This is a genomic window from Thalassospira sp. Z349TD_5, assembly GCF_056173045.1.
Map to the genome: position 1 here is coordinate 2,555,942 of NZ_CM149654.1, position 26,498 is coordinate 2,582,439.

The following is a 26,498-nucleotide window of genomic DNA, read 5'->3' on the forward strand; positions in this document are numbered from 1 at the left end:
ATTTCCCGGCCGGTTTTGTTTTGGATATCGAAAAAGGAATGCGTTATGGCCCTGCCCGTGTTTGAAAACGACACAGCCCTGATCGTCCTTGATGTGCAAAAGGCCATCGACGATCCGAAATGGAACAGCAAAAACAATCCCGGTTACGCCGATGTGATTGCAAAACTGCTTGCAGCGTTCCGGGCAAAGAACCTGCCGGTCATCCATGTCCGCCACCAAGAAGCCAATCCGGCCTCAACATTCTATGCAAACGGCCCCGGCCAACCGTTCAAGGACGAAGCATTGCCGATGGCGGGTGAAAACATCATCACCAAATCTGTTAATTGCGCCTTTATCGGCACCGACCTTGAACAGCACCTGCGCAACCGGGGCATTACGTGCCTGATCTTTACCGGCGTTGTCATTCATAATTCGATGGATGTATCGATCCGCGCCGCCCATTGCCTTGGCTTTGACTGCCACCTGCCACTCGATGCCACCACCGCGATTGATGTCACCGACGCCAACGGCAAACGGTTCGACGCCCAAACCGTGTTTGACCTATATGCTGCCGTGCTGGCCTCGGAATATTGCAGCCTGACTCAAAGCCCGGATGTGATTGCCGCTCTGGCCGGATGACGATGATGCGGTCAAACGACCGCGCACCCTATCCACTTTCCGGCAACCATTATCCACTTATGGTCAAAAATCGACATAACCCCCTCTTTAAGAATAGCTCTTCGCACGTCTGCCCTCTAAGGCTCTTTTAACGGGATCGATCCGTCGGCACCGATCAAAAAGGATATGGGCATGGCGAACAATGTATAAGAACAGAAGCACCTTCAAACAGGAGCGATCTGATCGTTCTCCCGTCACCACGTGCAAATCTTTCTTTAAAAAAGGGCTCTATGCGCTGGCCCTGATCGGGCTATCCCTACCCTTTGCCAACAGCGCTTTCGCCCTGAGCGCGGGGTGTACTGGTTGGAACGTATCAGCCACCAGCGACGGCGTAGTGGCCAGCAACCAAGCGTTTGGCGCTTGGGAGGTTGCCAAAGTCACCTTCACACACGCAAGCGGCGCATCGCCAAACAATTATACCTATACCTATACGGACAACATAAACGCCGCCAATTCCCGCGCCGCCACGGCGGGCAGCACCATCATCGGCGATACTGTCACCCTTACCATCCAGATTCCGGGCGATACAACAAACGGTAAGCTTATCATGTATGGCCCCGGTGCGAACTACAACATAACGGCAAGCTGCGTTGCCGGATCGCCACCTGCTGCGAATTCAACATCTTCGGCCAGCACTTCGCCCGCCGTTATCGGTGCAGTCTCGCGGTCCCAAACCACGGTCATTCAACAAAATATCAGTGCGCGCGTCTCATCCGTGATCAGCAGCTCGAATAATTCCAATACGAACAATGTGCCGGACCTAACCACCTCAGCGCGCGAAGCCAGCCCCCATCGTACCAGCCTGATCGACACCACCGCCGATGACGATGATCGCAACAGCAACAGCATCACCGACCGCAATGATGCGCTGCGTCGCATGGCGATGATGGGCAGCTTTGACAGTTCCACCGGTCAGGGCATGCAAATGCTGGGCCTTGGCCCGACCGATCAAGGCGATGTGGGCGGCGCCAGCGGCATTGATGGACGCTCGGCCTTTGCCACCACGACACCCTTTACCGTGTGGGGTCATGGCTCCTTTACCTCGGTTGATAACAACTATGTCAATGGCACCACTGACAGCCGCTATGACGGTGATGTCTGGGGCTATAATGTCGGGCTGGATTATCGTTTTGCCGATGCCCTGATTGCGGGCGTCTCGCTGGGTTATAATGATACCGACCTGACCACATCCTTTAACACTGGCAGCTACCGCGAAACCGGCTGGACTGCCTCGCCCTATGTCATTTACCGCCCGATTGCCAATCTGACCATCACTGGCGAAGCCGGATATGGCATGGGCGACATTGATGTGACACGCGATAACAATGCCGTATCGGGCACCACAGAATCCGACATGTGGTATGCCGCCATGACCGCCTCTTATCGGGTCCGCCCGATTGAAACCCTGTCGGCGGCATCCCTCACTCCGTCGCTGGCCTTCATGGCCGCACGCAAAACCGTGGATGGCTATACCGAAAGTGACGGCACAAACAATGCCACCAACCGGTCCAACACCCGCCAGATCAAACCGGCCATCGAAGCCGCCTATGATTTCACGCCCACCCAAAGCCTGATCGTAACGCCATTCCTTGAAACCGGCCTGATCTATGATTTCACCGACGAAATCAACAATGACAAAACCGCGTTCAATATCGGCGCAGGTGTGCGGTTGTCTGATGCCATGACCGGTTTGAATGCCGCTCTTGAAGGCAACTATCTTGCCGGGCGTGCTGATTACACCGAATACACCATCGGCGGCACCATCACCTATGGCTTTGCGCTTTCAGATGATCAGGGGCGTGAACTGGGCATCCTCACCCCGTTTTTCACCAGCAATCTCAACGAATACGGCAATCAGCGCATGCGCACCGGTTTTGGCTTTAATACCGGTCAATTCACCAGCCAGCTTGCCCTGAGCCACATGATGTCTATCGCCAATGACAATGACGACACCGACAGCAGCGCGGTTGAAATCACCATGTCGATGCCGTTCTGACGTTTCAGCCAGACCGCAATCGGCCCTGACCAGACAAGATGTTTTTCCTTTGCCTTGGAACAACCTTAATCAAGCCGCGTTATCGTTTCTGTTCAATATGTTCAAAAGCATTCTTTTAGAAAAACAGAACACAGAAAAGACAGGAGCAATCATCATGTCCATGGGTCGTATTCTTGGCGTTGTCATTCTGGTGATCGGCGTTGCCCTTCTGGTGACGGGTTATAATGCCTCGGAAAGTGCTGTTGATCAGATTTCCGAAACACTGGTTGGTCGCTATACCGATGAAACCATCTGGTATCTGATTGCCGGGATTGCCGGTGTTGTCGGTGGCGTGCTGCTGATGCTGTTTGGCCGCAAACGCTAAACCAATATTTCTCAACATCTGTTGCCGGTGCGTCGCGCGATATTAACAAAGCGCCCCTTCACACAAGCATCGGCAACAGACTGTTGACGAACCGCATCTGGTCATCGCCGTCCCTTCGGATCATATTGACATCAAATGATGTCATAGACCGAGGTGCCCGATGACCAACGCATCCCTTTCCCCAAATACCGCCCAAAGCTTCGCACCGATCTTTATCTCGCATGGCTCCCCCATGCTGGTCGCGCGTCAAAACACCCCGGCATTTGATTTTTTTGCCGCTGAATTGGCGGACCATTTTGACGGAGTGCGGGCCATCCTGATGGTTTCTGCCCATTGGCAAACCGACGTCCCCACCATCTCGACCGCCAAACATCAGGAAACCATTCACGACTTTTATGGTTTTCCCCAGCCGCTTTATGATCTGCGCTATGACGTATCCGGTGCGCCCGCACTTGCCCGCGAAATCGCCGATCTGATCGGGGCCAAAACCGATGATGCGCGCGGTCTTGATCACGGGGCGTGGATGCCTATGATCCTTGCCCGGCCCGAGGCCGATATTCCAGTGTTTCAGTTATCCATGCACACCCACGGCAGCCCGGCGGATCATTACGAACTGGGCCAAAAACTGCGCGGGCTTCGGGATTTGGGGGTTCTTGTGATCGGCAGTGGCGCAATGACCCATAATCTTCGCGCGCTTGATCACGCCGAAGGCCCGATTGAGCCATGGGCACAGGACTTCACCAACTGGATGGTTGATAAGGTCAAAACCCACGATATCAATGCCCTGCTTGATTACCGTGCACAGGCGCCGCATGCGATCAAGGCTCACCCCGAAGACGATCATCTGATGCCGTTTTACGTCGCCCTTGGCGCTGCCACGGACGGTTACACCGCCGATTTGCTCCATGACAGCTATGAATTTGGCAACCTTGCCATGACGGCATTGCGCTTCTACGATCAAGCCAACGCCAAAGCCGCGGCCTGACCGGACGCCAAAACCAAAGTCCCGTCCGGCAGCGCAAACCGGACGGGATGCCATGCTGTCACAAGACCAAACCACCCTTGAAATTCGCACCAATGGTCAGGGCCTGACTGAAATCACCGATATGGTTCAATCCTGGATCGGGCAAACCGGCATCAGGACGGGTCAGGTGACGGTGTTTGTCCGCCATACCTCGGCCAGCCTGACGATACAGGAAAACGCCGATCCGGATGTGCGTCTTGATCTTGAAACGTTTTTTGCCCAACTGGTGCAGGAAAACCCAAGCCTCTATCGCCATACCTGCGAAGGGCCCGACGACATGCCCGCCCACATCAAATCAAGCCTGACCGATGTGTCGCTGACCATTCCGGTCGCTGATGGCTTTGCCATGCTGGGCACATGGCAGGGGATTTACCTGTTTGAGCATCGCCGCGCCACGCACCGGCGGAACGTCGTGCTGCATCTGATCGGCGAATAACAACGGCTATTGGTGTTATTCCGCCGCAAGAACCGGCTCACAGATCCAAAGCCCCGCCACCTGTGCCTCCAGCAATTCACGCAAGGTCGCGCACATGTCTTCGCAATCAAAACTTTGCAGGCTGATATGCTGATGAATGGTGAATAAAAACAGCGCCATGATCGTCTTGCGAATCACATTGACCGGGATGTCGGGGTTAAGTTCCCCGTCAAGTTGCGCATCCTCAATCAGGGCTGTGACCGCACACAAAAGCCCGCTTCCCTGCATCATGTCCTGCACCGCCCCTTTGCGCGGCGTAAACACAACCTGCTGCAAGATCACCTGCCAAAGCCCCGGCTGAAAGGCAATCTGGGCAAAGCGGTACGACGCAATATGCATCAGCTTGTCAACAAAGCACCAATCGGGCTCCATCGTATGAAGACCCCGTTCAATCGCCTCGGCCAAATGCTCGCCAAGGCTGGCGACCACCAGTTCTTCCTTGCTCGGAAAATGGCTGAAAATAGTGCCCTCGGCGACCCCGGCCTGCGCGGCAATGGCGCGGGTGGAGGCCTTGTCAAAACCGAGCTGGTTAAAACAGCTCCGCGCCGCCTCAAGAATTTTCTGGCGGGTTTCTCCGCGCTGCTTGATTCGTAAATTCATCGGTCACCCCGGTTAAATGAGCAAACTCACTGAGTACACTCAACTAACCGGGATCGCCCACATCTGTCAAGGATCGATGCTATTGCACCTTGAGGCCAGCATCGGCTTGCAGCTCCGCGTCCAGATCCGCGCGATAAATGCTGTCTTCACAACCGTCAAAGATATCAAGCTTTGGCTGATAGACATTGCTTTGAACCCCCATCACACCCAGCACGGTGGAAAACAGATTGTCATGTGAAAAGCTGCCGGTTTTGGCTGCTGTATCAAGGCAATCGGGTTGGACATTGCGCGCCGCGGCAAATCCCGGTGACATCCATGTAAACATCGGCACATGCGTCTGCTCGTCGGGGGCAAACATATAGGGTGCACCATGCAGATACATGCCACTTTCCCCCAATGATTCCCCGTGGTCTGACACATACAGCAACACGGTATTGAACCGATCCTGATAATCGGCCAACCGTTTGATCAGTTTCGCAATCACAAAATCGGTATAGCGGATTGTATTGTCATAGGTATTGATCAGTTCTTCCTGCGTGCAATTCTCGATATCGCTGCGCTGGCAATCGGGCGTAAAGAATCGATGCTCATCCGGATACCGTTTGAAATAAGTCGGCCCGTGGCTGCCCATCACATGAAACGCCACCAACCGGTCGCCCGAAAGACGGGCAACTTCCTGATCGAGCCCCTCAAGCATCACCTCGTCACGGCAACTGCCACCGGCACAATAGTCCGGGAAATCATCGGGGTTAATGTCAACATGGTTGGTACGGTCACATACCCCCTTGCATCCCTCGTCATTTTCCTTCCACAGCACTGATACCCCTGCCTTGGCCAGAACATCCATCAGGCTTTCACTATGGCGCGCGACGTCACCATCGTAATTGTCATGCCCCATGGTCGAAAACATGCAGGGCACCGATACCGCCGTTGCCGTCCCGCACGACCGCACATTTTGAAAGGCCAGAACACCGGGAATTTTGCCGGTAAATGTCGATGTCGGCCGCCCATACCCATTGGCCTGCACACTTTGCGCCCGGGCTGTTTCCCCGATCACCAGAAACATCAGTGTCGGCTTGCCATTGGCGACATTAACAACCTGATGGGCATCATCGCCCACGGTGCGAAACGCCATCGAAGACGAGATATACCGCCGCTTGGTATATTGAATGGCCCCGGTAAAGTAATTCACCGGCGAAACTTCCTTGCCCAGAACCTTGTTGTTGCGCCCGACCGATGCGTAATCCTTGAAATAAAGCCCGGCAAGCCCACCCAAAAAGACAAACGGGATCAGCATCATCGTAACCCGCTGCACAACCCCGCGCACAATCGTCGCCGGATAGCGGATCGGCATCAAAATCAGGATCACAACCGGCACAAGACCGCTTAACACAAACCACAGGACCGACTGCATATTCAGATATGAAAATGCCTCGGTGGTGTTGGTTTCAACAATATTTTCAATCATGCTGCGGTCAAACACGATGCCGTATTTCACCATGGCATAATTTGAAAGTGCACCCGTGATCAACAAAAGTGCAAAAAACGGCTTGAGCAGATATTTGAACGAAAACGGCGTGAAAAGAATAAGCGACCCCAACAGCAACACAAACGGCGCGCTGATCGCAAAGCCGGGATCATAATCAACAAGCCCGCCCAGAATGCTGTAAAAATGCCCCAGCACTTTCCAGTTCAGGCCCAGCGCAAAATAAAGCGCCATCGCAACAATCACCCACCGGTAATCAATACCTGCCCACCGTGATGATACATTCCGTTTATCTTGGGATGAGGACCTGACAGGTAAACCGAACGGCACATTGGATCGGGACATGGATACTCGCAAAATCTGGCGGACAACATGCCCCGCGCACGCCGTTGATGCTGTCACAAACATCGCACGAGCGGACCCGGGGCAATCGGCTCATCGAACCGACCGCAAATCTTTATCGCCCCAACCTGACAGCAACCTGAACCCGCCCCACCAAACCAACCTGCCCAAAAAGCCAAAAGGCGGCGTCACATCTGACACCGCCTTTTGCATTACTTCGATAAATTCTGTTGTTTGAATTGCCTGTGATGGCCCCTATTGGGCAGGCGTCGCACGCAGCCTCCTGCCCGCCCGCATGCCCAGAATGCTATGAACAACAAGGGTCACAATCACCACGGCCCCACAGATCAATGTCGTGCTGCTGGGCACTTCATGGATCACCACCCACACCAGAAACGATCCAAGGATCGCTTCATTGAGCATAATAAGCCCGACCTCGGCGGCCGGAATTTTGCGCGCCCCTGCCGAAATAAACAGGAAAGATACCGGCAACACCCAAAAACCCAGCATCAAAAGCCACACCCAGTCAAGCCCATAGACCTCGGTCGGATGTGCGCCGGGAACCATGGCAAGGGTTGACATACACGCACCAAACAGCATCGCCTTGACCGCATCAATTTCTGGACGTGCCCCGAGGACATTGAAAAATCCCGCCATGCAGAAGGCCGCACATAGCGCCAAAAGGTCGCCAAGCGCATTCTCCCCGCCAAATCCGGCACCGACAATCGCAATCAGGGCGACGACCACCACCACCGATGCCACCCATGTGCGCATCGGCTGGGCGCGTTTAAACACAAACACCCCCATCAACCCGGCCAGAAGCGGGGTTGCCGAAATGATCACCAATGTATTGGCCGCATCGGTATTGCGCACCGACAGGATGAAAAACGCACAAGTGCCGCCATAAAACATCCCGGTCAAAAGCTCGTACTTGCCCGGCAACACCGACGCAACGACACTATCGCCGCGCCGCGCACCCCGCCAAAGCGCGATCAACAGTAACGCCGTTGTCAAAAAGGCCAGCCGCCAGAATGTCGCGGTGATGTCGTCGGCCTTGATCAGCCGGATCAACATCGCATCCGGGGAAATAATCAAAACCCCCAACAGGGCCAACCACCCGCCATGCAAATTATTCAACCGATCCCCAAATGACATGAATGCCGCCTTTTTTACGTGAGTGTTTTTGCCAGAACCGACATTCGGAACGCATAATATTCAGCATACAGTTGTGGGGGGCTTTGGCATCGATGGCAAATTCAAATTTCTCAACAATCTGAAAACCCTGCTCAGCCCCCCCTCATCGGCCAAACACCGCACCGGACAAAAGAAACTGTTTTGTTCACACGCCAAGATCGCTAAGTTTGCCGCAACATTCTTCGTCCCCACAGTAAATAAGGATTAATCCTCATGGCTGGAAAAATTGACGCCCATCTTGCCGACCTTGGCATCACCCTGCCCGCCGCCACCGCCCCGGTTGCCAATTACGTGCCCTATGTTGTTGCGGGCAACCTTGTCCATATTTCCGGTCAGATCACCATGGAAAATGGCGAGCTGAAATTCGTTGGCAAACTCGGCAAGGACTATCAGGTCGAAGACGGCCAAAAAGCCGCGCGTCTTTGTGCGCTGAACTTGGTCGCACAGCTCAAATCCGCGATTGGTGATCTGGATAAAGTCACCCGCGTTGTCAAACTCAACGCCTTTGTCAATTCCGATCCGGCCTTCACCGATCAGCCCAAAGTCGTCAACGGCGCGTCCGACACCATGGTCGAAATCTTTGGCGATGCTGGCAAACACGCCCGCTCTGCGGTTGGTGTTGCGTCCCTGCCACTTGGTGTGGCCGTCGAAATCGACGGGATTTTCGAAGTCGCCAACTGACCCTGATCAGCACCTCCACATCAAAGCCGGGCACCTGCCCGGCTTTTTTTGTCCCCGACAAAAACCCGCTTGACCCCAACCGTGGTTGAGGTCTGATAAATCGCGCATCACATCGCAAAAAGGAAAAACAACGATGCGCATTTTTATCACCGGCGGCACCGGCTTAATCGGATCGGCGATTGTTAAAAACCTGATCGCCCATGATCATCAGATCATCGCCCTCGCCCGGTCCGAAGTCAGCAAGAACAAACTGATCGAGGCCGGGGCAACCCCAATCCCCGGTGACATCACCCAGCCCCAAAAATGGTGCGCGGATTTACCCGATATCGACGCGGCCATTCACACCGCCTGTGATTTTTCCGATGCCATGGCGCAAATGGATGCAACGCTTCTGGATCACTTGATCCCGGCCCTTACACGTCCAAAACAACATCACTCCGGTCCGGTGCGGTTTATCTATACCGGCGGCAACTGGATGTATCCCCCAACCAATGCACTCCCGACCTCACCCGGCGTCGCGAACGCCGTTGATGAAATCACCCCCTTTGACCCCTTGCCGGAATTTCTATGGGGGTTAACCGGCATCAAACGGGTTCTGTCGGCCGCCAATCTTGCGGGCATCGTCATTCACCCGTCCTGCGTTTACGACACCGGGGATAAGGGCCAAAGCGGAATTCTTGCGCGCGACATCGAAACCGCCCAAACCGACAACCGCGTCACCCTTGTCGGTGGCGATGATATCTATCAACCCATGGTCCATGCCGATGATATCGCAGACCTTTACCGTCTGGCCCTTGAACACGCCAAACCCGGCGAAAGCTATATCGGATCGGCCATCAATGATGTCTCAACCCGTGAGGTCGCCGAGCTGATCGCCACACATTTCGGATCGGAAAACTGTCAGATTGACACCATCAGCACGGCTGACGCCATGGCACGCTTTGGCAACTGGGCCCGCGGCCTTGCCCATAATCAGCAACTTAGCAGTGCCAAGGCCATGCACGACCTTGGCTGGTCACCGCGCCATACCGATTTTGCCGCCGACATGGCACGTCATGCAAAAACCATTGCTAAACTGGGGCCTAACTCTCGCTGCTGATCGCCTTAAGCCCAACAACCCCGCCAATAATCATCAGAAGGAAAACACCCTTCATCACGGTCATGGGTTCCTTGAAAAACACCAAACCAATCACCGCAATCGCCGCGGTGCCAAGCCCGGCCCAAACCGCATAGGCCGTGCCAATCGGAATAACGCGGAGCGTCAGCGACAGCACCCAGAAGCTCAAACCATAGACACCAAGGGTGAGAACCGAAAACCGCCAGTCGGTAAATCCGTTGGAGAATTTAAGCGACACTGTCCCGATCACCTCAAGACCAATCGCAATAAACAGATAAACCCAGGCGAGCATGACAAATATCCTATGGTGGCGCGGATGGTGCGCGCGCAAAAACACGCGCATCGCGGGGCGAACCATCCCAAAATGGCCGATGCGGCCCCATGACGCAATCCCTGCATCCGCATAGCCACTGCCCGTCACAGGCATGATGCCCGCGCCCGATGTTCATCCCCGTGTTTATCCCCGTGCTCATGCCCCCGCACCGCACACGATCCAAACACGATCTGCATCAATCCAATTGCCCAAATCACCGCGTATAACCTCCACCACGTAAACCATTGCGTCCATCGGGCCAAACGGGCACATTGCCCCAAATGACAGCTTGCCGACGCACGGCAAATGACGAGGAAAAACGACAATGATCAAAACCGATATTCTGATCGCAGGCGGCGGGATCGCTGGCATGAGTGCGGCAGCACGGCTGGCGGCCGACGGACATTCGATCATCATTGTCGATCCGGCCCCGGCTGATATCGGCGAAGGATCCGATTTACGCACCACCGCCTTTTTGGAGCCGGGCATCGAAACCCTGAAAAAGGCCGGCGTCTGGGATGCCATCAAACCAACCGGGGCGGAGCTTCGCGTCATGCGCATTGTCGATGCCGGCGGCGAAACCCGCACCCCGCGCGAAACCGCCGACTTTGACGGGGCCGAAACCACCCAAGGTTTCTTTGGCTGGAACGTCTCGAACAAGGCCGCGCGCGTTGCCCTGATGGCAAAGCTCGCCACCCTTGAAAACGTCGATTTCCGCTTTGCCACCACCGTCACCGGCTTTACCGGCACCGCGCGTGCAGGCGTAGTTGAACTGTCTGACGGTGAAACGGTCGAGGCCAAATTGGTTATCGCTGCGGACGGTCGCAACTCATCGCTCCGTGACATGGCGGGCATCACGCACAAACGCTGGGCCTATGATCAAAGTGCGATGGTCTTTGTCGTCACCCACGACCAACCGCACGATAACATCTCAACCGAAATTCACCGCACCGGCGGGCCGCTGACCCTTGTGCCAATGCCCGATCTTGATGGCAAGCCCTGCTCGTCCGTCGTCTGGATGGTGCCAGCTTCGCGTGCCGATGACCTCAACGCGCTCAGTGACGAAGCACTCTCCGCCGAAATCACCCATGACACCATGAACCTGTTTGGGCCGCTCACCGTCGCCAGCCCCCGCGCCGTCTGGCCGATGATTTCACAAGTCCCCGGCCGCCTGATATCTGCGCGCCTCGCCCTGATCGCCGAAGCCGCCCACGTTGTCCCGCCGATTGGTGCGCAGGGGCTTAACATGAGCCTTCATGACATCGAAACCCTGGCCGAGCTGATCGCCCGCGCCAAACACAATGATGAGGACATCGGCGCAACCAGCCTGCTGAAATCCTACGAACGCAAACAACTGCCCAAAACACTGGCCCGTGTCGGCGGCATTGACCTTCTCAACCGTGCCTCAATGTTTGAGCCCAAACCGCTGCGCGATCTGCGCTATGCCGGACTTTCCGCCATCAACCGCATCGGCCCGCTACGCAAATTGGCCATTAAGGTCGGCGTGGGCAAATAACCCACCCGACCAACATCCCGCCCACACCCATCATTCCCGCGAAGACGGGAATCCATAGTGCGGCATTTGGCAACGAGAGGTGCGATCCCGATCAAAGGACATTGCGCCTGACCGGTACAATGTCCTAAATTGTTGCGCATTCGATCATCATTTCCATCACCACGCCAATCCTGCATATGCTAAGAACAGGCTTCCAAAAATGAACGCCGTCGAAATCGAACAAGCCCTATCTGATCTTGCCGATACCCCCTTTGAGCGGGACGAATTCCCGTTTGCCTTCCTTGAGGCTTTCGGCAACAAGGCCACCACGATCAAACGCCTGCGCAGCGGCAACACCAACGGATCAGATGTCGAAAACGGCGTGCTGCAACGTCAACACGTCCATATTGCGACCTGCGATATCGGCAAAGTTGAACAAACCCTTGATGCCCTGCGTCAAAGCCCAAAGACCGCATCGGCAAAGGCGAAATATATCATTGCCACCGATGGCGTTGAATTTGGGGCCGAGTATCTGATCGATAAAGACACAATTGCATGTGACTATCCTGATTTCGCTGGCAAATTTACCTTCTTTCTGCCCATGGCTGGCATCACAACCGTTCGTGAAATCACCGACAGCAAGATCGATATTCAGGCCAGCAACCGCCTGAACCGGCTCTATGTCGAACTGCTCAAGCACAATCCCGACTGGACGACAGAGGACCGCCGACATGCCATGAACCAATTCATGGCGCGCCTGATCTTCTGCTTCTTTGCCGAGGATACCGGCATTTTCAATGGCGACGATCTGTTTACCGCGACGCTCGAACAAATGAGCGACGCCAAATCCGCTAATGTCGATCAGGTGCTTGGCGAACTGTTCCGCGCCATGGCCACCCCGATTGAAAAACGCGCCGATGCCAATCTGCGCCCGTGGGCGGATGCCTTTCCCTATGTCAATGGCGGCATGTTTGATGAAAGCTGCCCGATCCCAAAATTCTCGAACGTCGCGCGATCCTATTTGCTCCGGGTTGGCAAACTCGATTGGCAGGATATCAATCCTGACATTTTCGGTTCGATGATTCAGGCCGTCACCGATACTGACGAACGCGGCGAACTGGGAATGCACTATACCAGTGTGCCCAACATCCTGAAGGTCTTAAACCCGTTATTCCTTGATGACCTGCGCGAAAAACTCGACGAGGCTGGCGACAATCCGCGCAAACTTCTGAACCTGCGCAAACGCATTGCTAATATCCGTGTTTTTGATCCAGCGTGCGGATCAGGCAATTTCCTTGTCATTGCCTATATCCAACTGCGCGAGATCGAGGCCAAAATCCTCAAACGCCGCAAGGAAACCCACGACCGGTCCTGGATCAAACTGGAAAATTTCTTCGGGATAGAAATCAAAGATTTCGCGGTGGAAGTCGCCCGCCTGTCGCTGCTGATTGCCGAATTTCAATGCGATGTGCGCTTCATTGGCCAAAAAGAAGCCCGCGCCCTTGTTTTGCCACTGCGCAAATCAGGCCAAATCAAACGCGGCAATGCCCTGCGCGAAAACTGGCTGGAAATCTGCCCGCCGGCCCCGAAACCGAACCTTGAGGAACATGACCTTGGCGGGCCTACTGGCAAACTGGCGCTCGACGCCACCCTCGATGCTTCAGGTTTTGAAATCTATATTTGTGGAAACCCGCCTTATCTCGGAAGCACTTGGCAATCGCCTGCACAAAAAGACGACCTCAAAACTATTTTCGATCATCGCGTGAAAAACTGGAAGTCGCTGGACTACGTCGCAGGCTGGTTCATGAAGGCCGCCGATTTCAATGCAACCCAAAACGCAGCATCCGCGTTCGTATCCACCAACTCAATTTGTCAGGGACAGCAAGTACCAATATTATGGCCTGAAGTATTCCGAACCGGAAATCAAATTCATTTCACCCATACTAGTTTCAAGTGGGCAAACCTTGCGAGCAACAAAGCTGGAGTTACAGTTGCAATTATTGGGTTCACCATCATTCCTACCCATAAGAAACACATATATAAATCTCTTTCTGATGGTAGCTTAAACATCCAAGAAACGAATGAAATAAATGCATACCTTATTTCTTCATCAAATATCATCATTGAAAAATCATCCAAGGCACTTAGTCCGTTAAGCACAATGAGCTTTGGCAATAAACCCGTTGATGGCGGAAACCTTTTATTGAACAAATTTGAACTAGAGAGTTTAGGTTTATCCAACCGTCAAAAAAGCGTCTTCGTTCGAAAAATTTATGGTTCAGCCGAGATAATTCGCGGTATCAACCGTTACTGTATTTGGATAGAGGACGAAAACCTAATCGAAGCTATTTCCATACCAAAAATACGTAACATAATAGAAAAAGTTAGAAAAACCCGCCTGAATAGCAAAGATAAATCTGCAAATGAGATGGCCAATCGTCCTCACCAAATGAGAGAAATGAACATTGGCAAAATTCATACCATTGCGTTACCCAGTGTATCTTCTGAAAATCGATTATACCTTCCTGTAGATTTAATTGATAAAAGATCAACAGTTACAAATCTATCTTTTGCTTTATACGATGCACCTTTATGGAATATGGCTATTATTGCCTCCAGAGTACATTTATTTTGGATTTCTACTGTTTGTGGAAAAATGAAAACAGACTTTCGGTATTCTAATACGATGGGCTGGAACACCTTCCCTCTTCCAAAACTAACGGGAAAAAACAAGGAAGACTTGACGCGCTGCGCGGAAAATATCCTGCTGGCGCGTGAAGCTCATTTTCCGGCCACTATAGCCGATCTGTATGATCCCGAAACCATGCCGGAAAACCTGCGCCAAGCGCACGAGGCCAATGACGAGGTCCTCGAACGCATCTATATCGGACGACGTTTCAAGAACGATACCGAACGTCTGGAAAAGCTGTTTGATCTTTATGCAAAAATGATCGCCAAAGAAGATACACGTACAAAAACAAAACCCACGAAACAAAAGGCTTCCTGACCATGACAGCACCAAAATCCATTCCGTCGGTTTCGGTCAAATATGGTCAGACCGGACGCTCAAAGTCATCGAATGAACTTGGCATGCGGGTCATGCAGGAACGTGCCTTTGAAAAACGTGGCGAACAGTATCTTTTGATCAAGTCGCCTCCCGCATCGGGCAAAAGCCGTGCCTTGATGTTTATCGCGCTGGACAAACTGCACAATCAGGGCCTGAAAAAGGCGATCATTGCCGTGCCTGAAAAATCCATCGGGTCGAGTTTCAACAGCACCCCTTTGTCTGATTATGGTTTTTGGGAAGACTGGGAAGTCGCGGCCAAATGGAACCTGTGTAATGCACCGGGTGAAGAAGGCGGCAAGGTCAATTCGGTCAAGGCGTTTCTGGACGGGGATGACCGGGTTCTGGTCTGTACCCATGCCACATTGCGTTTTGCCGTCGAACGGTTTGGCATTGCGGCCTTTGACAACTCCCTGATTGCCATTGACGAATTTCACCATGTCAGCGCCAATCCCGACAATATCCTTGGCAGTCAGTTGGGCACCTTCATTGCCCGCGATCAGGTCCATATTGTCGCCATGACCGGCTCTTATTTCCGTGGTGATGCCGAGGCCGTCCTGTCACCGGAAGACGAAGCCAAATTTGATACCGTCACCTATACCTATTACGAACAGCTCAATGGCTATGAGCATCTTAAAACCCTTGATATCGGCTATTATTTCTATTCCGGCTCCTATGCCGACGACATCATGGGCGTGCTTGATCCGACTGAAAAAACCATCATTCACATTCCAAGTGTGAATGCGCGCGAAAGCACCAAGGACAAATTCCGCGAAGTCGAACATATCATTGAATCACTTGGTGACTGGGAGGGAACCGATCCCGATACCGGCTTTCAGCTTGTCCGCACGGCGGGTGGCAAGTTGCTTAAAATTGCCGATCTGGTTGACCCCGACGGCACAAAACGCGACCGTGTGGCATCCGCCCTTAAACGCCCCGATGCAAATGCCAATCGCGATCATGTTGACATCATCATTGCGCTCGGCATGGCCAAGGAAGGCTTTGACTGGGTTTGGTGTGAACATGCCCTGACCATCGGCTATCGCGCCAGCCTGACCGAAATCATCCAGATTATCGGTCGTGCCACTCGTGATGCTGTTGGCAAAACCCATGCGCGCTTTACCAATCTGATCGCCGAACCCGATGCCTCATCCGAATTGGTCACAGAGGCCGTCAACGATACACTCAAGGCCATTTCAGCAAGCCTCCTGATGGAACAGGTTCTTGTACCCAAGTTCAATTTCGTACCGAAAAATCAAGATGCCACGGCGGCAGATGGGTATGATTACGGAGAAGGCGGCTATGACCCGGCCCGCGAAAATATCGGCTTTAATGAAGAAACCGGGCAGTTTCAGATTGAAATCAAAGGCTTGATTGAACCGCAAAGCGATGTGGCAAAGCGCATCTGTCGCGAAGACTTGAACGAAGTGGTCACGGCTATTGTTCAGGACAAAACCGCCCTTGAACGCGGGCTTTTTGATACCGACATGGTGCCCGAAGAAATCACTCAAATCCGGGTTGGTCGCATTATTCGTGAAAAATACCCCGATCTTGATGAAAGCGATCAGGAAGCCATTCGCCAACATGCCATTGCCGCCCTTAATTTCACACAACAGGCCAAAAAGCACGCAAGCGAACTGGATCAAGAAAACCCCGAAAAAGCAGGCAATACAGCCCTGATTGACGGCGCACGCAAATTCGCCTTGCATGTTCGCGAACTTGATATCGATCTGATTGATCAAATCAACCCGTTCAGCGAAGCTTACGCCATTCTAGCCAAGACCATGAATGCCGAGCGCCTCAAGGAAATCGAGGCCATCATCACCAGCAAGAAAATGAGTCTCTCTCTCGACGAAGCCCGTGAATATGCAACCCGTGCGGCACGTTTTAGAAAAGAACGTGGTCGATTGCCGGAAATGACCGCCTCGGACCCTTGGGAACGGGAGTTGGCAAAAGGCCTTGCTGCTTTCCGAAGCAAGGTGATGGAGGCACAAAATGCCGGACAATAAGAAACCGGTTGCCGACCTTGCAAGCGACCTAGCACTTCTGGCTGAACTGGGGCTTGATACCGAACCAGAACAAAAGGCCACATATACCCCGCGCCAGGAACGGATCATTGCCGGGTTTGAGGAAATCCAGCGATTTTTCGAAGAAAGTGGTCATGAACCAACACAGGGTGAAGACCGCGACATTTTTGAACGCATCTATGCCGTACGCCTTGATCAAATTCGCAAGCTTGAAGAATGTCGAGAACTGCTCACCTCGATGGATCATCAAGGGTTACTTGCACAGGGTAACACTGATACTGCACAGGTAGACGCCGAAGACCTTGATGATATTGCCCTGCTGGAAGAACTGGGTATTCCGGTATCAAGCAGTGGTGACATCACCAAACTGCAACATGTAAAATCGCAGGCTGAAAAACGCGCTGCCGAAGAAATCGCAAACCGCGAACGGTGCGAAGATTTTGAAAAATTCAAACAGCTTTTCAAACAAGTTCAGGAAGATCTTGATAACGAAACCCGTACAACACGCCCGTTTGTAAAGGATGCAGGCTTTCTCAAGGCCGATATCAAGCAGGGTCAGTTTTTCATTCTGGGGGGGCAAGTTGCCTATGTTGCTCATATTGGCGAACGTACCAAGGCCCCGAATGGCGAAACCGATGCACGCCTGCGCGTGATCTATTCCAATGGCACGGAAAGCAATCTTTTGCTGCGTTCCCTGCAACGCGCCCTGTACAAGGATGAAACAGGTCGCCGCATCACTGATGCCGATGCAGGCCCGCTTTTCAGCCACGATGCGCCCGACGAAGGCGAAACCTCATCGGGCAAGATTTATGTTCTGCAAAGCAAATCCGATTTGCCGGAAATTGCCGAAAACCGCGATGTAATCCATAAAATCGGCGTCACAACCGGCGATGTCAAAAAACGCATCGCCAACGCCCGCAAAGACCCGACATATTTAATGGCAGATGTTGATATTATTGCCGTCTATGACCTCTATAATATCAACCGCAAAAAGCTTGAACGTATTTTGCACCGGGTCTTTGAACCAGCCCGTTTTGATATTTCGATCAATGACCGATTTGGTAATCCTGTCCGGCCTCAGGAATGGTATCTCGTACCAGGTTTCGTCATAAACGAAGCCGTCGAACGCATCCAGGACGGCACAATCACCCAGTACGTCTATGATCCCAAACAGGCGCAATTAATCGCAACCGACAAATGAAAAATCGCCCCTCAACCCCCGCCCCAAAAGGCGGGAGTCGGGGAAAATCAATGGATACCCGCCTGCGCGGGCATGACGAGAACGCGGCGCAAATCCGCCTAGCTCTCAACTCTGATGCAACCAAAGCTCCGCCATAAACCCGTCCGGCTTGCCGGGGCGCGGCGAATGCAGGGTGAGTTTGCCACCAGTATTACGCATGATGGTTTCCACAATCGAAAGCCCAAGCCCCGCCCCGCGTGCCTTGGTCTGGGCGCGCTTGAACCGTGCGGTAAGCTCCGTCATATCACTCGGGTCAACAACATCGCCGCCATTGCTCACCCGAATGACGTTGCTGCCTTTAATCTCAATCGCCACCGGCTGGTTTTGATCACCATGTTTCAACGCATTTTCAATCAGATTGCGCAGGCAGATCGCAAAGGCATCGACATCAATATTGGCGTTGAGCGCCGCGGCATTTTTGCCATCCCACTCGATGCGTCCCGCCCCGTCTGACACCCGTTCAAGATCATCAATCACAAGCCCCAATGTCGTGCCAAGCTTCTGATTTTTTCCCGTCGGGCTTAATCCCACCCCGGCCTCGGCACGGGCAAGCTGAAGCAACTTTTCCGACAACCTTGATAAGCGCTTAAGCGATTCTTCGGTCTGTTGCGCACGTTTAAGCCCCGGATGATCGGCCGGAAGCTCCAGCAAAAGCCGCTGCGTCTGCGCCAAAGCCGCCGCAATCGGCGTGCGCAATTCATGCGCACTGTGCGCGGTAAAGGTCCGCTCGGCACGCAGAGCCGCATCAAGCTTTTCCATCAACCGGTTAACCGCGGTGATCATGGTATGGATTTCATCGGGCGCGTCATCTTGCTCAATCGGCGAAAGATTGCCTTCGCTGCGCGCCTCAATATCATCGCGCACGCGGCGCACCGGCTGCAATCCCTGGCGCACGGCAAAAATAATGCCGATGATCACGGCGGGGATCAGCACAATGATCGGCAAAAACTGCGCGCTGACACTGGCAATCAGCGCCTCATGGCGGTGATTAAGCGATTCCGCAACCTGAATAACCCGTGTGCCGTCATGGACCACGGCGGAATAGATGCGAAAATCGTCGTCGGTATGAAACCCTTCAATCAACGGGGCGGAATAAGGCACCTCTGTCGAATTGGCCGAGCGCAGCAGCATCCGCCCGGATGGGTCGCGCACCTGATACATCAGGTAATCCTCGCCGATTTCATCCTCGCCTTCGCCGCGATCACCGGTTCTATTTTCGCCCTGATCGGGGCTTTTGACCACCACCGTTTGGCTGTCACTGCCATTGTGGATCAGGTAATCATCAATCAATGGCGCATAGCGATAGGCCGATTTAACCAGACTGCTGTCAAAGACCTCTTCCATTTCATGATACATGGTGAAATCAGCCAGCAACGACCCCGCGATCCAGAAAACACCGACCATCACCGTCAGGCGTTTGGTCAGGGCAAATTGCAGGCTTTTGGTCGAAAACATCCGCATTCTCATCCCCCCACCCGATAGCCAACACCGCGCACGGTTTTAATCACGTCCTTACCCAGTTTGCGCCGCAGGCGGCTGACATACACCTCGACCGTATTGCTTTCGATCTCCGCGCCAAATTCATACAGCGCCTCTTCAAGCTGGCGTTTGGAGAGTGTCTGTCCGGGGCGGCGCACCATCTGATCAAGCAACGCCCATTCGCGCGATGTCACATCGACCTGCACGCCGTCAATCAGGACCACCCGCCCGGCAAGATCCACCTCGACCCCACCAGCAAGTGCGACAAACGGGTTGGGATTGCCGCTATAACGCCGTGCGACCGCCGACAGACGGGCGGATAACTCATTTAAATCAAACGGCTTCACCAGATAGTCATCCGCCCCGGCATTCAGCCCCTCAATCCGGTCGGAAATCTGGTCTTGCGCGGTCAGGATAATGCACGGCATGGCCGATCCGTTACGGCGCAAAACCCGCAACAAATCAATCCCGCGCCCATCGGGCAAGTTCAGGTCCAGCAACAGCACATCATAGTTGGTCCCGCGGATCATGATTTCGGCATCATGGATGCTTTCGGTGTGATCGACCGCCTCGCCTGCGGCCAGTAAATGATCGCGGACCGCCTCGGCCAGCATGACCTCGTCTTCCACCAGAAGAATGCGCAAAAACCTGTCCTCGCCTGCGTTACGCCCATGTGACCGGCCTGAGTATCGGCCTTTCCTGACAACAGCCTGAACACCCGCGATTTCGCTCTTCAGGTAGCTGTCAGGAAACGCTGCCATATTCTGGCACATCGAATGTACATGGCTTTAACCCGCTTTGTCTTTGACCTTTATGAAGGAACTGCACTGTGAAAAGAACTGTTTTCCCATCCGTCGCCAAAAGCCTTATCGCCATGACCCTGCTTGCCGGGGCGTCTTTGGCCGTCCTCGTCCCCCCGGCACGTGCCGATGATGACATGTGCAACGTGCCCAAGGCCGACTGGCAAACCAAAGAAGCGCTGAGTGCAAAACTCACCGCCGAAGGCTGGGACGTCCGTAAGGTCAAGGTCGAAGACGGCTGCTTTGAAGTCTACGCCATCGATGCGGCGGGCAAAAAGGTCGAAGCCTATTTCAACCCGGCCACCTTTGACGCGGTCAAAATCAAAAAAGAAGACTAACCGCCCCGGGAAAGCCCCCGGTTCTGCTGTCCCCCTTTAAGTTGGCCTGTTTTAGCCAAGGACGACTTAAGGGCGTTTTGGCGGGCATGCTCAATGCGTCAGGTCCCCACCGACGCATCGCCCGCCAAAACCACCCGCGATGTCTCCAAACCTAACGCCCCAAGAAGGAACCCACATCATGTCATCGGTAAAAGTCTGGGACCCGTTTGTCCGTCTGTTTCACTGGGGCCTGGCCGCAAGTTTCGTCATCGCCTGGATCACGGCGGATGACTGGGACACGCTGCATCACTGGGCGGGCTATGCCGCCGCCGCCTTGATTGGGATGCGTCTTGTCTGGGGATTAATCGGCTCGCGCTATGCCCGCTTTACCCAGTTCATCAAAAGCCCGGCCGCCACCATCGGCTATCTGTCCGACATCATGCGCGGCCGCGAACGCCGCTATATCGGCCATAACCCGGCCGGTGCTGCGATGGTGATGGTCCTGATATTTGCCATGCTGGGCTGTGCCTTTACCGGCTGGCTTTGCACCACCGATGTCTTTTGGGGCTCGGACTGGGTCGAGGAAACCCACGAAGTTCTCGCCAATGGTTTGTTGATCCTCGTTCTGGTCCATATCGCCGGCGTGCTGCTGGCAAGCCTGCGCCACCATGAAAATCTGGTGCGTGCGATGATCACCGGCAAAAAACGCCGCGCGCTTTCCGACGACATCGGCTAACGCCAACACGATCCTTTTGCCAACCTTCCTCAACATCCGGCTCCCTCAACACCTGTCCCAACCTTGCAACCGCGCCGGGTTCCCCACCACCGTCACCCCGGCGGGGACGTCCTTGGTCACCACCGATCCGGCGCCGATGATGGCATTCTCGCCAATCGTGATGCCGGGCAGGATAATCGCCGCCCCGCCGATCCAGACGTTTTCGCCAATCGTGACCGGCATCGCACGTTCAAGGTTCTGCTGACGAAGTGCCGGGTCCTTATGATGATCGGCACAGTAAATCTGCACATTGGGGCCCAGCATCGCATAATCACCAATCGTCACTGGCGCACTATCAAGAACAACGCATCCGGCATTAAGAAACACCGCCTTGCCAAGCGTAATATTCACCCCGTATGCGCAATGAAACGGCGCCTCGATCCGCGCATCCTCGGCACAGGCGGCAAACAATGCGCGCAACTTTTCCCCGATATTGCCGCGGACATCGGGCGGGGTTGTGCTGTGTTCAAACGCCGCCGTGCGGGCCGCAGCACGCAGGGCTTCAAGCGCCGGGTCAAGGCAGGAATACCAATCGCCGGACTTCATTTTCTCTAACGCACTCAAAGGCATGGTGATCCACGGTGTTGTTTGGGAGACAGAACGTTACGTCGGATTGCACGCCTGCGCAATCACCACCGCATCGCACCCAAACAGGTTGCGGAGCACCATGCTTTGCTGCGCTACTGCCGCGCTATTTGGCCGTCACATGCGCAAGATCCCCGGCATGGGTTGCCAACCCGTCGCACGCCCGTGCCCATGCCGTGTCGCCATCATAAAGCGCGGATCGCAGATAGGCCCACGTCATGCGCTGCGTAATCGCCAGACGGTCCGGGTCCTCATCATCGGTTTCCTTGGCATCATATCCGGCAATCCCGCCAAGCCCGTGTTTGCCGCCCACCAACGTCAGCAAGGCATCACTGCCCGGCGCATGGTAAAACGGATCGGTATGCCATGCCGCCCCGCGCGTGGTCAGATGCGGGTTCACATCACTGTCCCCCGCCACCACCAAAGTCCGGGTGGTCAAATGCGCAAAATCCGGATTAAGCGCGGTATAATTTTCCCGCGCATGGGGGCTTAAACTATCCCCGCCGTTGCCCGGTGCGGCCAATAACACACCGACCTTAATGCGCGGTTCAATGAGGTTCACATCCCTAGCATCCGGGTCTTTTACGTCGGTCAACCGCGCGCCCAGCAACATGCCCACCGTCTGCCCGCCAAGCGAATGCCCGACCGCCGCCACCCGGTCATGGTCAAGCCGCCCATCCAGCACCGGACTTGCCGCCTCGATATCGCGCAGGTGATCAAGGATCAGCTTGAAATCCTCCACCCGCGACCGCCAGAAAAACGGCGCCCCCGGCGCATCCATGTCAAACCCGGCAACCTTCGAATTGCCATGTGTTGGCTGGATCACGACAAAGCCATGCTCGGCATAAAAATTGGCCAGCGGCCCGTAGCCGTCCTTTGACGGGATATAAAGCGACGGCCCATGCCCGTGCGACAGCAAAATAATCGGCAAATTCCGACCCTGCATCGGGGCGGTAATCCGCATTTCAATCGGCTTGGGCCGGGCGGGTGCCGCCAGCATCACCGGCGTGATCGAAATGGTTGAAACCGGTTCATCCATCGGAATATGCCGCGCCGTAGTGATCAGTTTGTTCATGGTCGGTCTCCTTGAAACTGGTTGGCGAAGCCACAGATTTCGCCTATATATCGTGAAACGGAACAATGATCCGCACCACAAATGGAACGCCGTTCCGCTTACGCAAACCAGATACGGAACATTGTTCCGTTTATCAAGTGCAAATGTGACCGGGTGATTTCCGTCTCACAGCAAAAGACCGATTTTAGGGTTGGAAAACAACGCGATGGCCAAAGAAACCACGACCGAAAAAAAAGTCGCCAGCGCCACGAGCACGACCAATTCCCCCCGCACCACGCGCACCCCCCGTGCCGATGCCCTGCGCAACGAAGACGCGCTTCTCGAAGCCGCCAAGGTGGTTTTTGCCAACATCGGGGTTGATGCACCGGTGCGTGAAATTGCCGCCCAGGCCGGGGTGGGTGTCGGAACGCTGTATCGCCGTTTTCCCACCCGCAGCGACCTTGTCGTCGGGGTGTTCAAACGCGAAGTCGATGCCTGCGCGGCCGAGGCGCCCAAACTGGCCAACGCCCACCCACCGGGCGAGGCACTGTCACGCTGGCTCAAACGCTATTGCCAGTTCATTGTCACCAAAAAGGGATTGGCATCCGCCCTGCATTCGGGCGATCCGGCCTTTGACGCCCTGCCGGCCTATTTCCGAAGCAACTTTGAACCGGCCCTGACCGATCTGCTCACCACTGCCGCCAAGGCCGGTGAGGCGCGCCACGATGTGAACGCCTATGACCTGCTGCGTGCGATTGGCAACCTTGCCAGCACGGGTGGGAAGGACGGCCCCGATGGCATGGAACATACCTATCGCATGCTTGATCTGATGATTGACGGGTTGCGCTTTGGCACGTCGCGCTAAGCCGCGCCCACTTAATCTTACTCGTAATCGGGCGCAAACAGATCAAGATCAAGCGTCGGCTTCACCCCGATATCGCGACGGTGCTTTTTCAAAAACGCACTGGCGGCATCGCGCCCGGTATCGCGCAGCTTGGTCATAAAGCTCCATTGCGCATTCATTTTTGATGATTGATCAAATTCCAGCATCGCCTCGCTGGCGATACAATGCATCCGCATTGCACCCCACTTGCTGGCCTCGCAGGCGTGGGTCGGCGCATCATTGCGCAGGATCGAAATCAACCGCAGTTCCTTCATCAGGCTGCTGTTAAATGACACTTCATTGAGCCGGTTGGAAATATCGCGGGACGTTTTGGGCACACCGGGTCGTTTGACCGGATTAATCTGTACGAGCACCGTATCATCCGATCCGCATTCACGCACCAACGGCCCCAGGCTGGGGTTGCCGGAATATCCCCCATCCCAATAGGGCACGCCATCAATTTCAATCGCCTTGTAAATCGTGGGCAAACAGGCCGACGCCAGTAACACATCGACCGTGATATCGGGATTGCGAAACACCCGGCCCTGCCCGGTTTCGACATTGGTCGCGGTGACAAACAATTTCGCCGGACTGTGATTAAGGGCGGCAAAATCCACAACCCCCTCAAGGATCGCGGTCAACGGATTATCGCCAAGCGGATTAAGGTCATAGGGCGAAAACATCTTCGCACTCATATCCATCCACATATAGGCAAATGAGTTTTCAAGCGACCAGTTGCCAAACAGGATATCCATCGGGCTGCGCTGAAGCGGGCTGAACCGCGCCGCCTCCGACACATTTTCCCAAAACGTCTCAAGGTCTTCACGCGCCGCCTTATGCCCGCCCTTGGCCAAACCCGACGCCACCACAGCCGCATTCATCGCACCCGCTGACGTCCCCGAAATCGCCTCAATGACGATTTCCTCATCCTCAAGCAACCGGTCCAGCACCCCCCACGTAAACGCCCCGTGCGACCCGCCGCCCTGAAGGGCGAGACTGATGTTCTTTTGCGGTTTTGTCCCCGTCGCCGGTTTCTTCACTACACCGGATTTCTTTGCCACCCCGGATTTCTTCACAGCTTCGCTCATGCCAACTCCTGCGTCACATCATCCTGCCATCATGTCATTGTGCCATCATGCGGGCAGCAACCACCCCTAATGATATGTTGCAATTGCGAAGAATTACCAGTTTGGAAGGGATTGAATCTTCACTCTCGGAGCGAGGATTCGTCGCTAGAAACGTGAAGATGATATGCCTCCAAAGCTTGCAAATAGAGCGCCTCTGACGTCAACGCAAAGTAGCTGGGATGATAGACATTAAGGAATATTCTCCCTTTGTCGCAATGTACGCGATGGCTGACTTTTTTCATTTCGGGAAACAGATACTTTTTCACCATTCGATAGGTTCCACAAAGAACAACAATATCGGGCTTGATCGCATCAACTTGTGCTTGAAGGAAATGCGCATACCGGGTGACGTGGTATTCGATTTCCTTGGGGTTGCTTTTTGCCGTTCCAGTCGTCTTCTTCACATTAATATATGAAACCGATAGTGGCGCTTCATATTCGAAACTGCGTGCGACTTCAAAAGACGGGATAACGCCATCATAATTCAACAATCCATAGGCCCAACGACCAACCCGCGCGAGAACTTTACTCCTACCTCCTCGCCACCCCGTCTTCTTGTTCGTCACCGAACATGAAATAGATTTTCTAACATCTCCTTTGGAAGCATTTGTTTCGCGCAGAATGAACAGAACCTTCTTTCCAGCAGCAGCCCAATGTTTCTGAGACACGATTCCGTCTGGAATAAATGCTCCCCCTTCGCTCTCTATTTCAGTTTTCCAACTTTCTTCAAGTTCCTCCAGATTGAGAATGTAGCTAGGCCGATGAACTACTTGTTCTTCTTGGTTGAAGTTTTCTGTCATTCTAATTCCCCCACTCAATCGCCGCCGGTAAATCCAGTTTCGGCGCCTGATCCATCACCATCGCAAGGAAAATCCGCGCAATCGGCGACAGGCTTTTGCTCTGGCGCGTGATCACGCCAATCGGGCGGTAGCGTGTGGGGTCGCTCAGTGGCACGAAGGTCAGTTTGGCCTCGGCCGTTTGGTCCGACACCCCGGTGGCAATGCGCGCGGCTTCCGGCAGCACGGCTCCCCCCTTCGGCAACCATCTCGGCCCCGAACAAAACCGATTGCCCCTCTTGTTTGTGGGCTGACATCACGTAGCCCCAGAGGAAAAGCCTCAGGAACCAGACGTCGAGATCAGTCCTTCACAAACCAGGCAATCACAAACTGAGAACAGATAATCCAATATATTCCAAATAAGAAGAAAACCTCAGATTCGCCTAATGCATAAAAAATGATAAAAGAAAAAACAAGAACGAATGAAGAGCCTATTTTTTTTAGAAATCCATTAGAGATAAAATTGTAATTCATAACTGCGACAGCGACATCATCACCAAAATATTTCACGATATACAGATGAAACACAAGAAGAGATGAAATAACCAACATCAGGCATATTATAAA

General features: G+C 54.0%; 25 protein-coding genes. 14 read left to right on the top strand and 11 right to left on the bottom strand.

Annotated features, from left to right (window positions below):
• Positions 1-45 precede the first annotated feature (45 nt).
• From AC0VXT_RS11735 to AC0VXT_RS11755, 5 genes are all read left to right on the top strand, one after another.
• Positions 46-618, top strand: a complete 573-nt coding sequence (locus tag AC0VXT_RS11735) for an isochorismatase family protein (RefSeq protein ID WP_475545582.1) — start codon at positions 46-48, stop codon at positions 616-618.
• 373 nt (positions 619-991) lie between these two features.
• Positions 992-2,653, top strand: coding sequence for an autotransporter domain-containing protein (locus tag AC0VXT_RS11740; protein WP_475545583.1), 1,662 nt, complete (start codon positions 992-994; stop codon positions 2,651-2,653).
• Positions 2,654-2,807: 154 nt separating this feature from the next.
• Positions 2,808-3,017 carry a DUF3185 family protein gene (locus AC0VXT_RS11745; RefSeq protein ID WP_022730435.1) on the top strand — a complete coding sequence of 70 codons (210 nt, stop codon included), beginning with the start codon at positions 2,808-2,810 and terminating at the stop codon, positions 3,015-3,017.
• Positions 3,018-3,177: 160 nt separating this feature from the next.
• Positions 3,178-4,002 (top strand): DODA-type extradiol aromatic ring-opening family dioxygenase, encoded by an 825-nt coding sequence (locus AC0VXT_RS11750; RefSeq protein WP_475545584.1) that lies wholly within the window; start codon positions 3,178-3,180, stop codon positions 4,000-4,002.
• 52 nt (positions 4,003-4,054) lie between these two features.
• Positions 4,055-4,477 (top strand): secondary thiamine-phosphate synthase enzyme YjbQ, encoded by a 423-nt coding sequence (locus AC0VXT_RS11755; RefSeq protein ID WP_475545585.1) that lies wholly within the window; start codon positions 4,055-4,057, stop codon positions 4,475-4,477.
• A gap of 15 nt (positions 4,478-4,492) precedes the next feature.
• Here the strand turns inward: AC0VXT_RS11755 and AC0VXT_RS11760 are convergent, their stop codons facing one another.
• The 3 genes from AC0VXT_RS11760 to AC0VXT_RS11770 form a co-directional block, all read right to left on the bottom strand.
• Entirely contained in the window at positions 4,493-5,116 is a 624-nt protein-coding gene (locus AC0VXT_RS11760; protein WP_475545586.1) for a TetR/AcrR family transcriptional regulator, read from the bottom strand.
• Positions 5,117-5,195: 79 nt separating this feature from the next.
• Positions 5,196-6,836, bottom strand: a complete 1,641-nt coding sequence (locus tag AC0VXT_RS11765) for a phosphoethanolamine transferase (protein ID WP_475545587.1) — start codon at positions 6,834-6,836, stop codon at positions 5,196-5,198.
• Between the two features lie 363 nt (positions 6,837-7,199).
• Positions 7,200-8,099, bottom strand: coding sequence for a DMT family transporter (locus tag AC0VXT_RS11770; RefSeq protein ID WP_475545588.1), 900 nt, complete (start codon positions 8,097-8,099; stop codon positions 7,200-7,202).
• Between the two features lie 252 nt (positions 8,100-8,351).
• Between AC0VXT_RS11770 and AC0VXT_RS11775 the strand changes: the two genes are divergently transcribed.
• Complete coding sequence (locus AC0VXT_RS11775) at positions 8,352-8,819, top strand: RidA family protein (protein WP_475545589.1); 468 nt, start codon at positions 8,352-8,354, stop codon at positions 8,817-8,819.
• 133 nt (positions 8,820-8,952) lie between these two features.
• Entirely contained in the window at positions 8,953-9,918 is a 966-nt protein-coding gene (locus AC0VXT_RS11780) for an NAD-dependent epimerase/dehydratase family protein (RefSeq protein WP_475545590.1), read from the top strand.
• Here the strand turns inward: AC0VXT_RS11780 and AC0VXT_RS11785 are convergent.
• Positions 9,902-10,228 (bottom strand): DMT family transporter, encoded by a 327-nt coding sequence (locus AC0VXT_RS11785; RefSeq protein ID WP_475545591.1) that lies wholly within the window; start codon positions 10,226-10,228, stop codon positions 9,902-9,904. The genes AC0VXT_RS11780 and AC0VXT_RS11785 overlap by 17 nt on opposite strands.
• Before the next feature lie 346 nt (positions 10,229-10,574).
• Between AC0VXT_RS11785 and AC0VXT_RS11790 the strand changes: the two genes are divergently transcribed.
• From AC0VXT_RS11790 to AC0VXT_RS11805, 4 genes are all read left to right on the top strand, one after another.
• On the top strand, positions 10,575-11,765 hold the full coding sequence (locus AC0VXT_RS11790) for an FAD-dependent oxidoreductase (protein ID WP_475545592.1): 1,191 nt from the start codon (positions 10,575-10,577) through the stop codon (positions 11,763-11,765).
• Positions 11,766-11,964: 199 nt separating this feature from the next.
• On the top strand, positions 11,965-14,751 hold the full coding sequence (locus tag AC0VXT_RS11795) for a class I SAM-dependent DNA methyltransferase (RefSeq protein ID WP_475545593.1): 2,787 nt from the start codon (positions 11,965-11,967) through the stop codon (positions 14,749-14,751).
• Between the two features lie 2 nt (positions 14,752-14,753).
• The gene (locus tag AC0VXT_RS11800) at positions 14,754-16,817 is read left to right on the top strand and encodes a DEAD/DEAH box helicase (protein WP_475545594.1); all 2,064 of its coding nucleotides are present in this window, start codon (positions 14,754-14,756) and stop codon (positions 16,815-16,817) included.
• Positions 16,804-18,036, top strand: a complete 1,233-nt coding sequence (locus tag AC0VXT_RS11805; protein WP_475545595.1) for a GIY-YIG nuclease family protein — start codon at positions 16,804-16,806, stop codon at positions 18,034-18,036. Before AC0VXT_RS11800 ends, AC0VXT_RS11805 begins: the two co-directional genes overlap by 14 nt.
• A gap of 105 nt (positions 18,037-18,141) precedes the next feature.
• Here the strand turns inward: AC0VXT_RS11805 and AC0VXT_RS11810 are convergent, their stop codons facing one another.
• Complete coding sequence (locus AC0VXT_RS11810) at positions 18,142-19,530, bottom strand: sensor histidine kinase (protein WP_475545596.1); 1,389 nt, start codon at positions 19,528-19,530, stop codon at positions 18,142-18,144.
• A gap of 8 nt (positions 19,531-19,538) precedes the next feature.
• Positions 19,539-20,315 (bottom strand): response regulator transcription factor, encoded by a 777-nt coding sequence (locus AC0VXT_RS11815; RefSeq protein ID WP_475545597.1) that lies wholly within the window; start codon positions 20,313-20,315, stop codon positions 19,539-19,541.
• Positions 20,316-20,383: 68 nt separating this feature from the next.
• Here AC0VXT_RS11815 and AC0VXT_RS11820 point away from each other — a divergent pair, with 68 nt between their 5' ends.
• Positions 20,384-20,692, top strand: a complete 309-nt coding sequence (locus AC0VXT_RS11820; protein WP_475545598.1) for a PepSY domain-containing protein — start codon at positions 20,384-20,386, stop codon at positions 20,690-20,692.
• 178 nt (positions 20,693-20,870) lie between these two features.
• On the top strand, positions 20,871-21,407 hold the full coding sequence (locus AC0VXT_RS11825) for a cytochrome b/b6 domain-containing protein (RefSeq protein WP_475545599.1): 537 nt from the start codon (positions 20,871-20,873) through the stop codon (positions 21,405-21,407).
• A gap of 45 nt (positions 21,408-21,452) precedes the next feature.
• On the opposite strand, the gene AC0VXT_RS11830 is transcribed toward AC0VXT_RS11825, so the two are convergent.
• Both AC0VXT_RS11830 and AC0VXT_RS11835 read right to left on the bottom strand, forming a co-directional pair.
• Complete coding sequence (locus tag AC0VXT_RS11830) at positions 21,453-21,992, bottom strand: sugar O-acetyltransferase (RefSeq protein WP_475545600.1); 540 nt, start codon at positions 21,990-21,992, stop codon at positions 21,453-21,455.
• Positions 21,993-22,137: 145 nt separating this feature from the next.
• On the bottom strand, positions 22,138-23,106 hold the full coding sequence (locus tag AC0VXT_RS11835) for an alpha/beta hydrolase family protein (RefSeq protein WP_475545601.1): 969 nt from the start codon (positions 23,104-23,106) through the stop codon (positions 22,138-22,140).
• Positions 23,107-23,311: 205 nt separating this feature from the next.
• Between AC0VXT_RS11835 and AC0VXT_RS11840 the strand changes: the two genes are divergently transcribed.
• Positions 23,312-23,950 carry a TetR/AcrR family transcriptional regulator gene (locus AC0VXT_RS11840; protein WP_475545602.1) on the top strand — a complete coding sequence of 213 codons (639 nt, stop codon included), beginning with the start codon at positions 23,312-23,314 and terminating at the stop codon, positions 23,948-23,950.
• 17 nt (positions 23,951-23,967) lie between these two features.
• On the opposite strand, the gene AC0VXT_RS11845 is transcribed toward AC0VXT_RS11840, so the two are convergent.
• The 3 genes from AC0VXT_RS11845 to AC0VXT_RS11855 form a co-directional block, all read right to left on the bottom strand.
• The gene (locus AC0VXT_RS11845) at positions 23,968-25,056 is read right to left on the bottom strand and encodes a patatin-like phospholipase family protein (RefSeq protein ID WP_475545603.1); all 1,089 of its coding nucleotides are present in this window, start codon (positions 25,054-25,056) and stop codon (positions 23,968-23,970) included.
• 119 nt (positions 25,057-25,175) lie between these two features.
• Entirely contained in the window at positions 25,176-25,895 is a 720-nt protein-coding gene (locus AC0VXT_RS11850; protein WP_475545604.1) for a uracil-DNA glycosylase family protein, read from the bottom strand.
• Between the two features lies 1 nt (position 25,896).
• Entirely contained in the window at positions 25,897-26,118 is a 222-nt protein-coding gene (locus AC0VXT_RS11855) for a hypothetical protein (protein WP_475545605.1), read from the bottom strand.
• Positions 26,119-26,498: the final 380 nt, after the last annotated feature.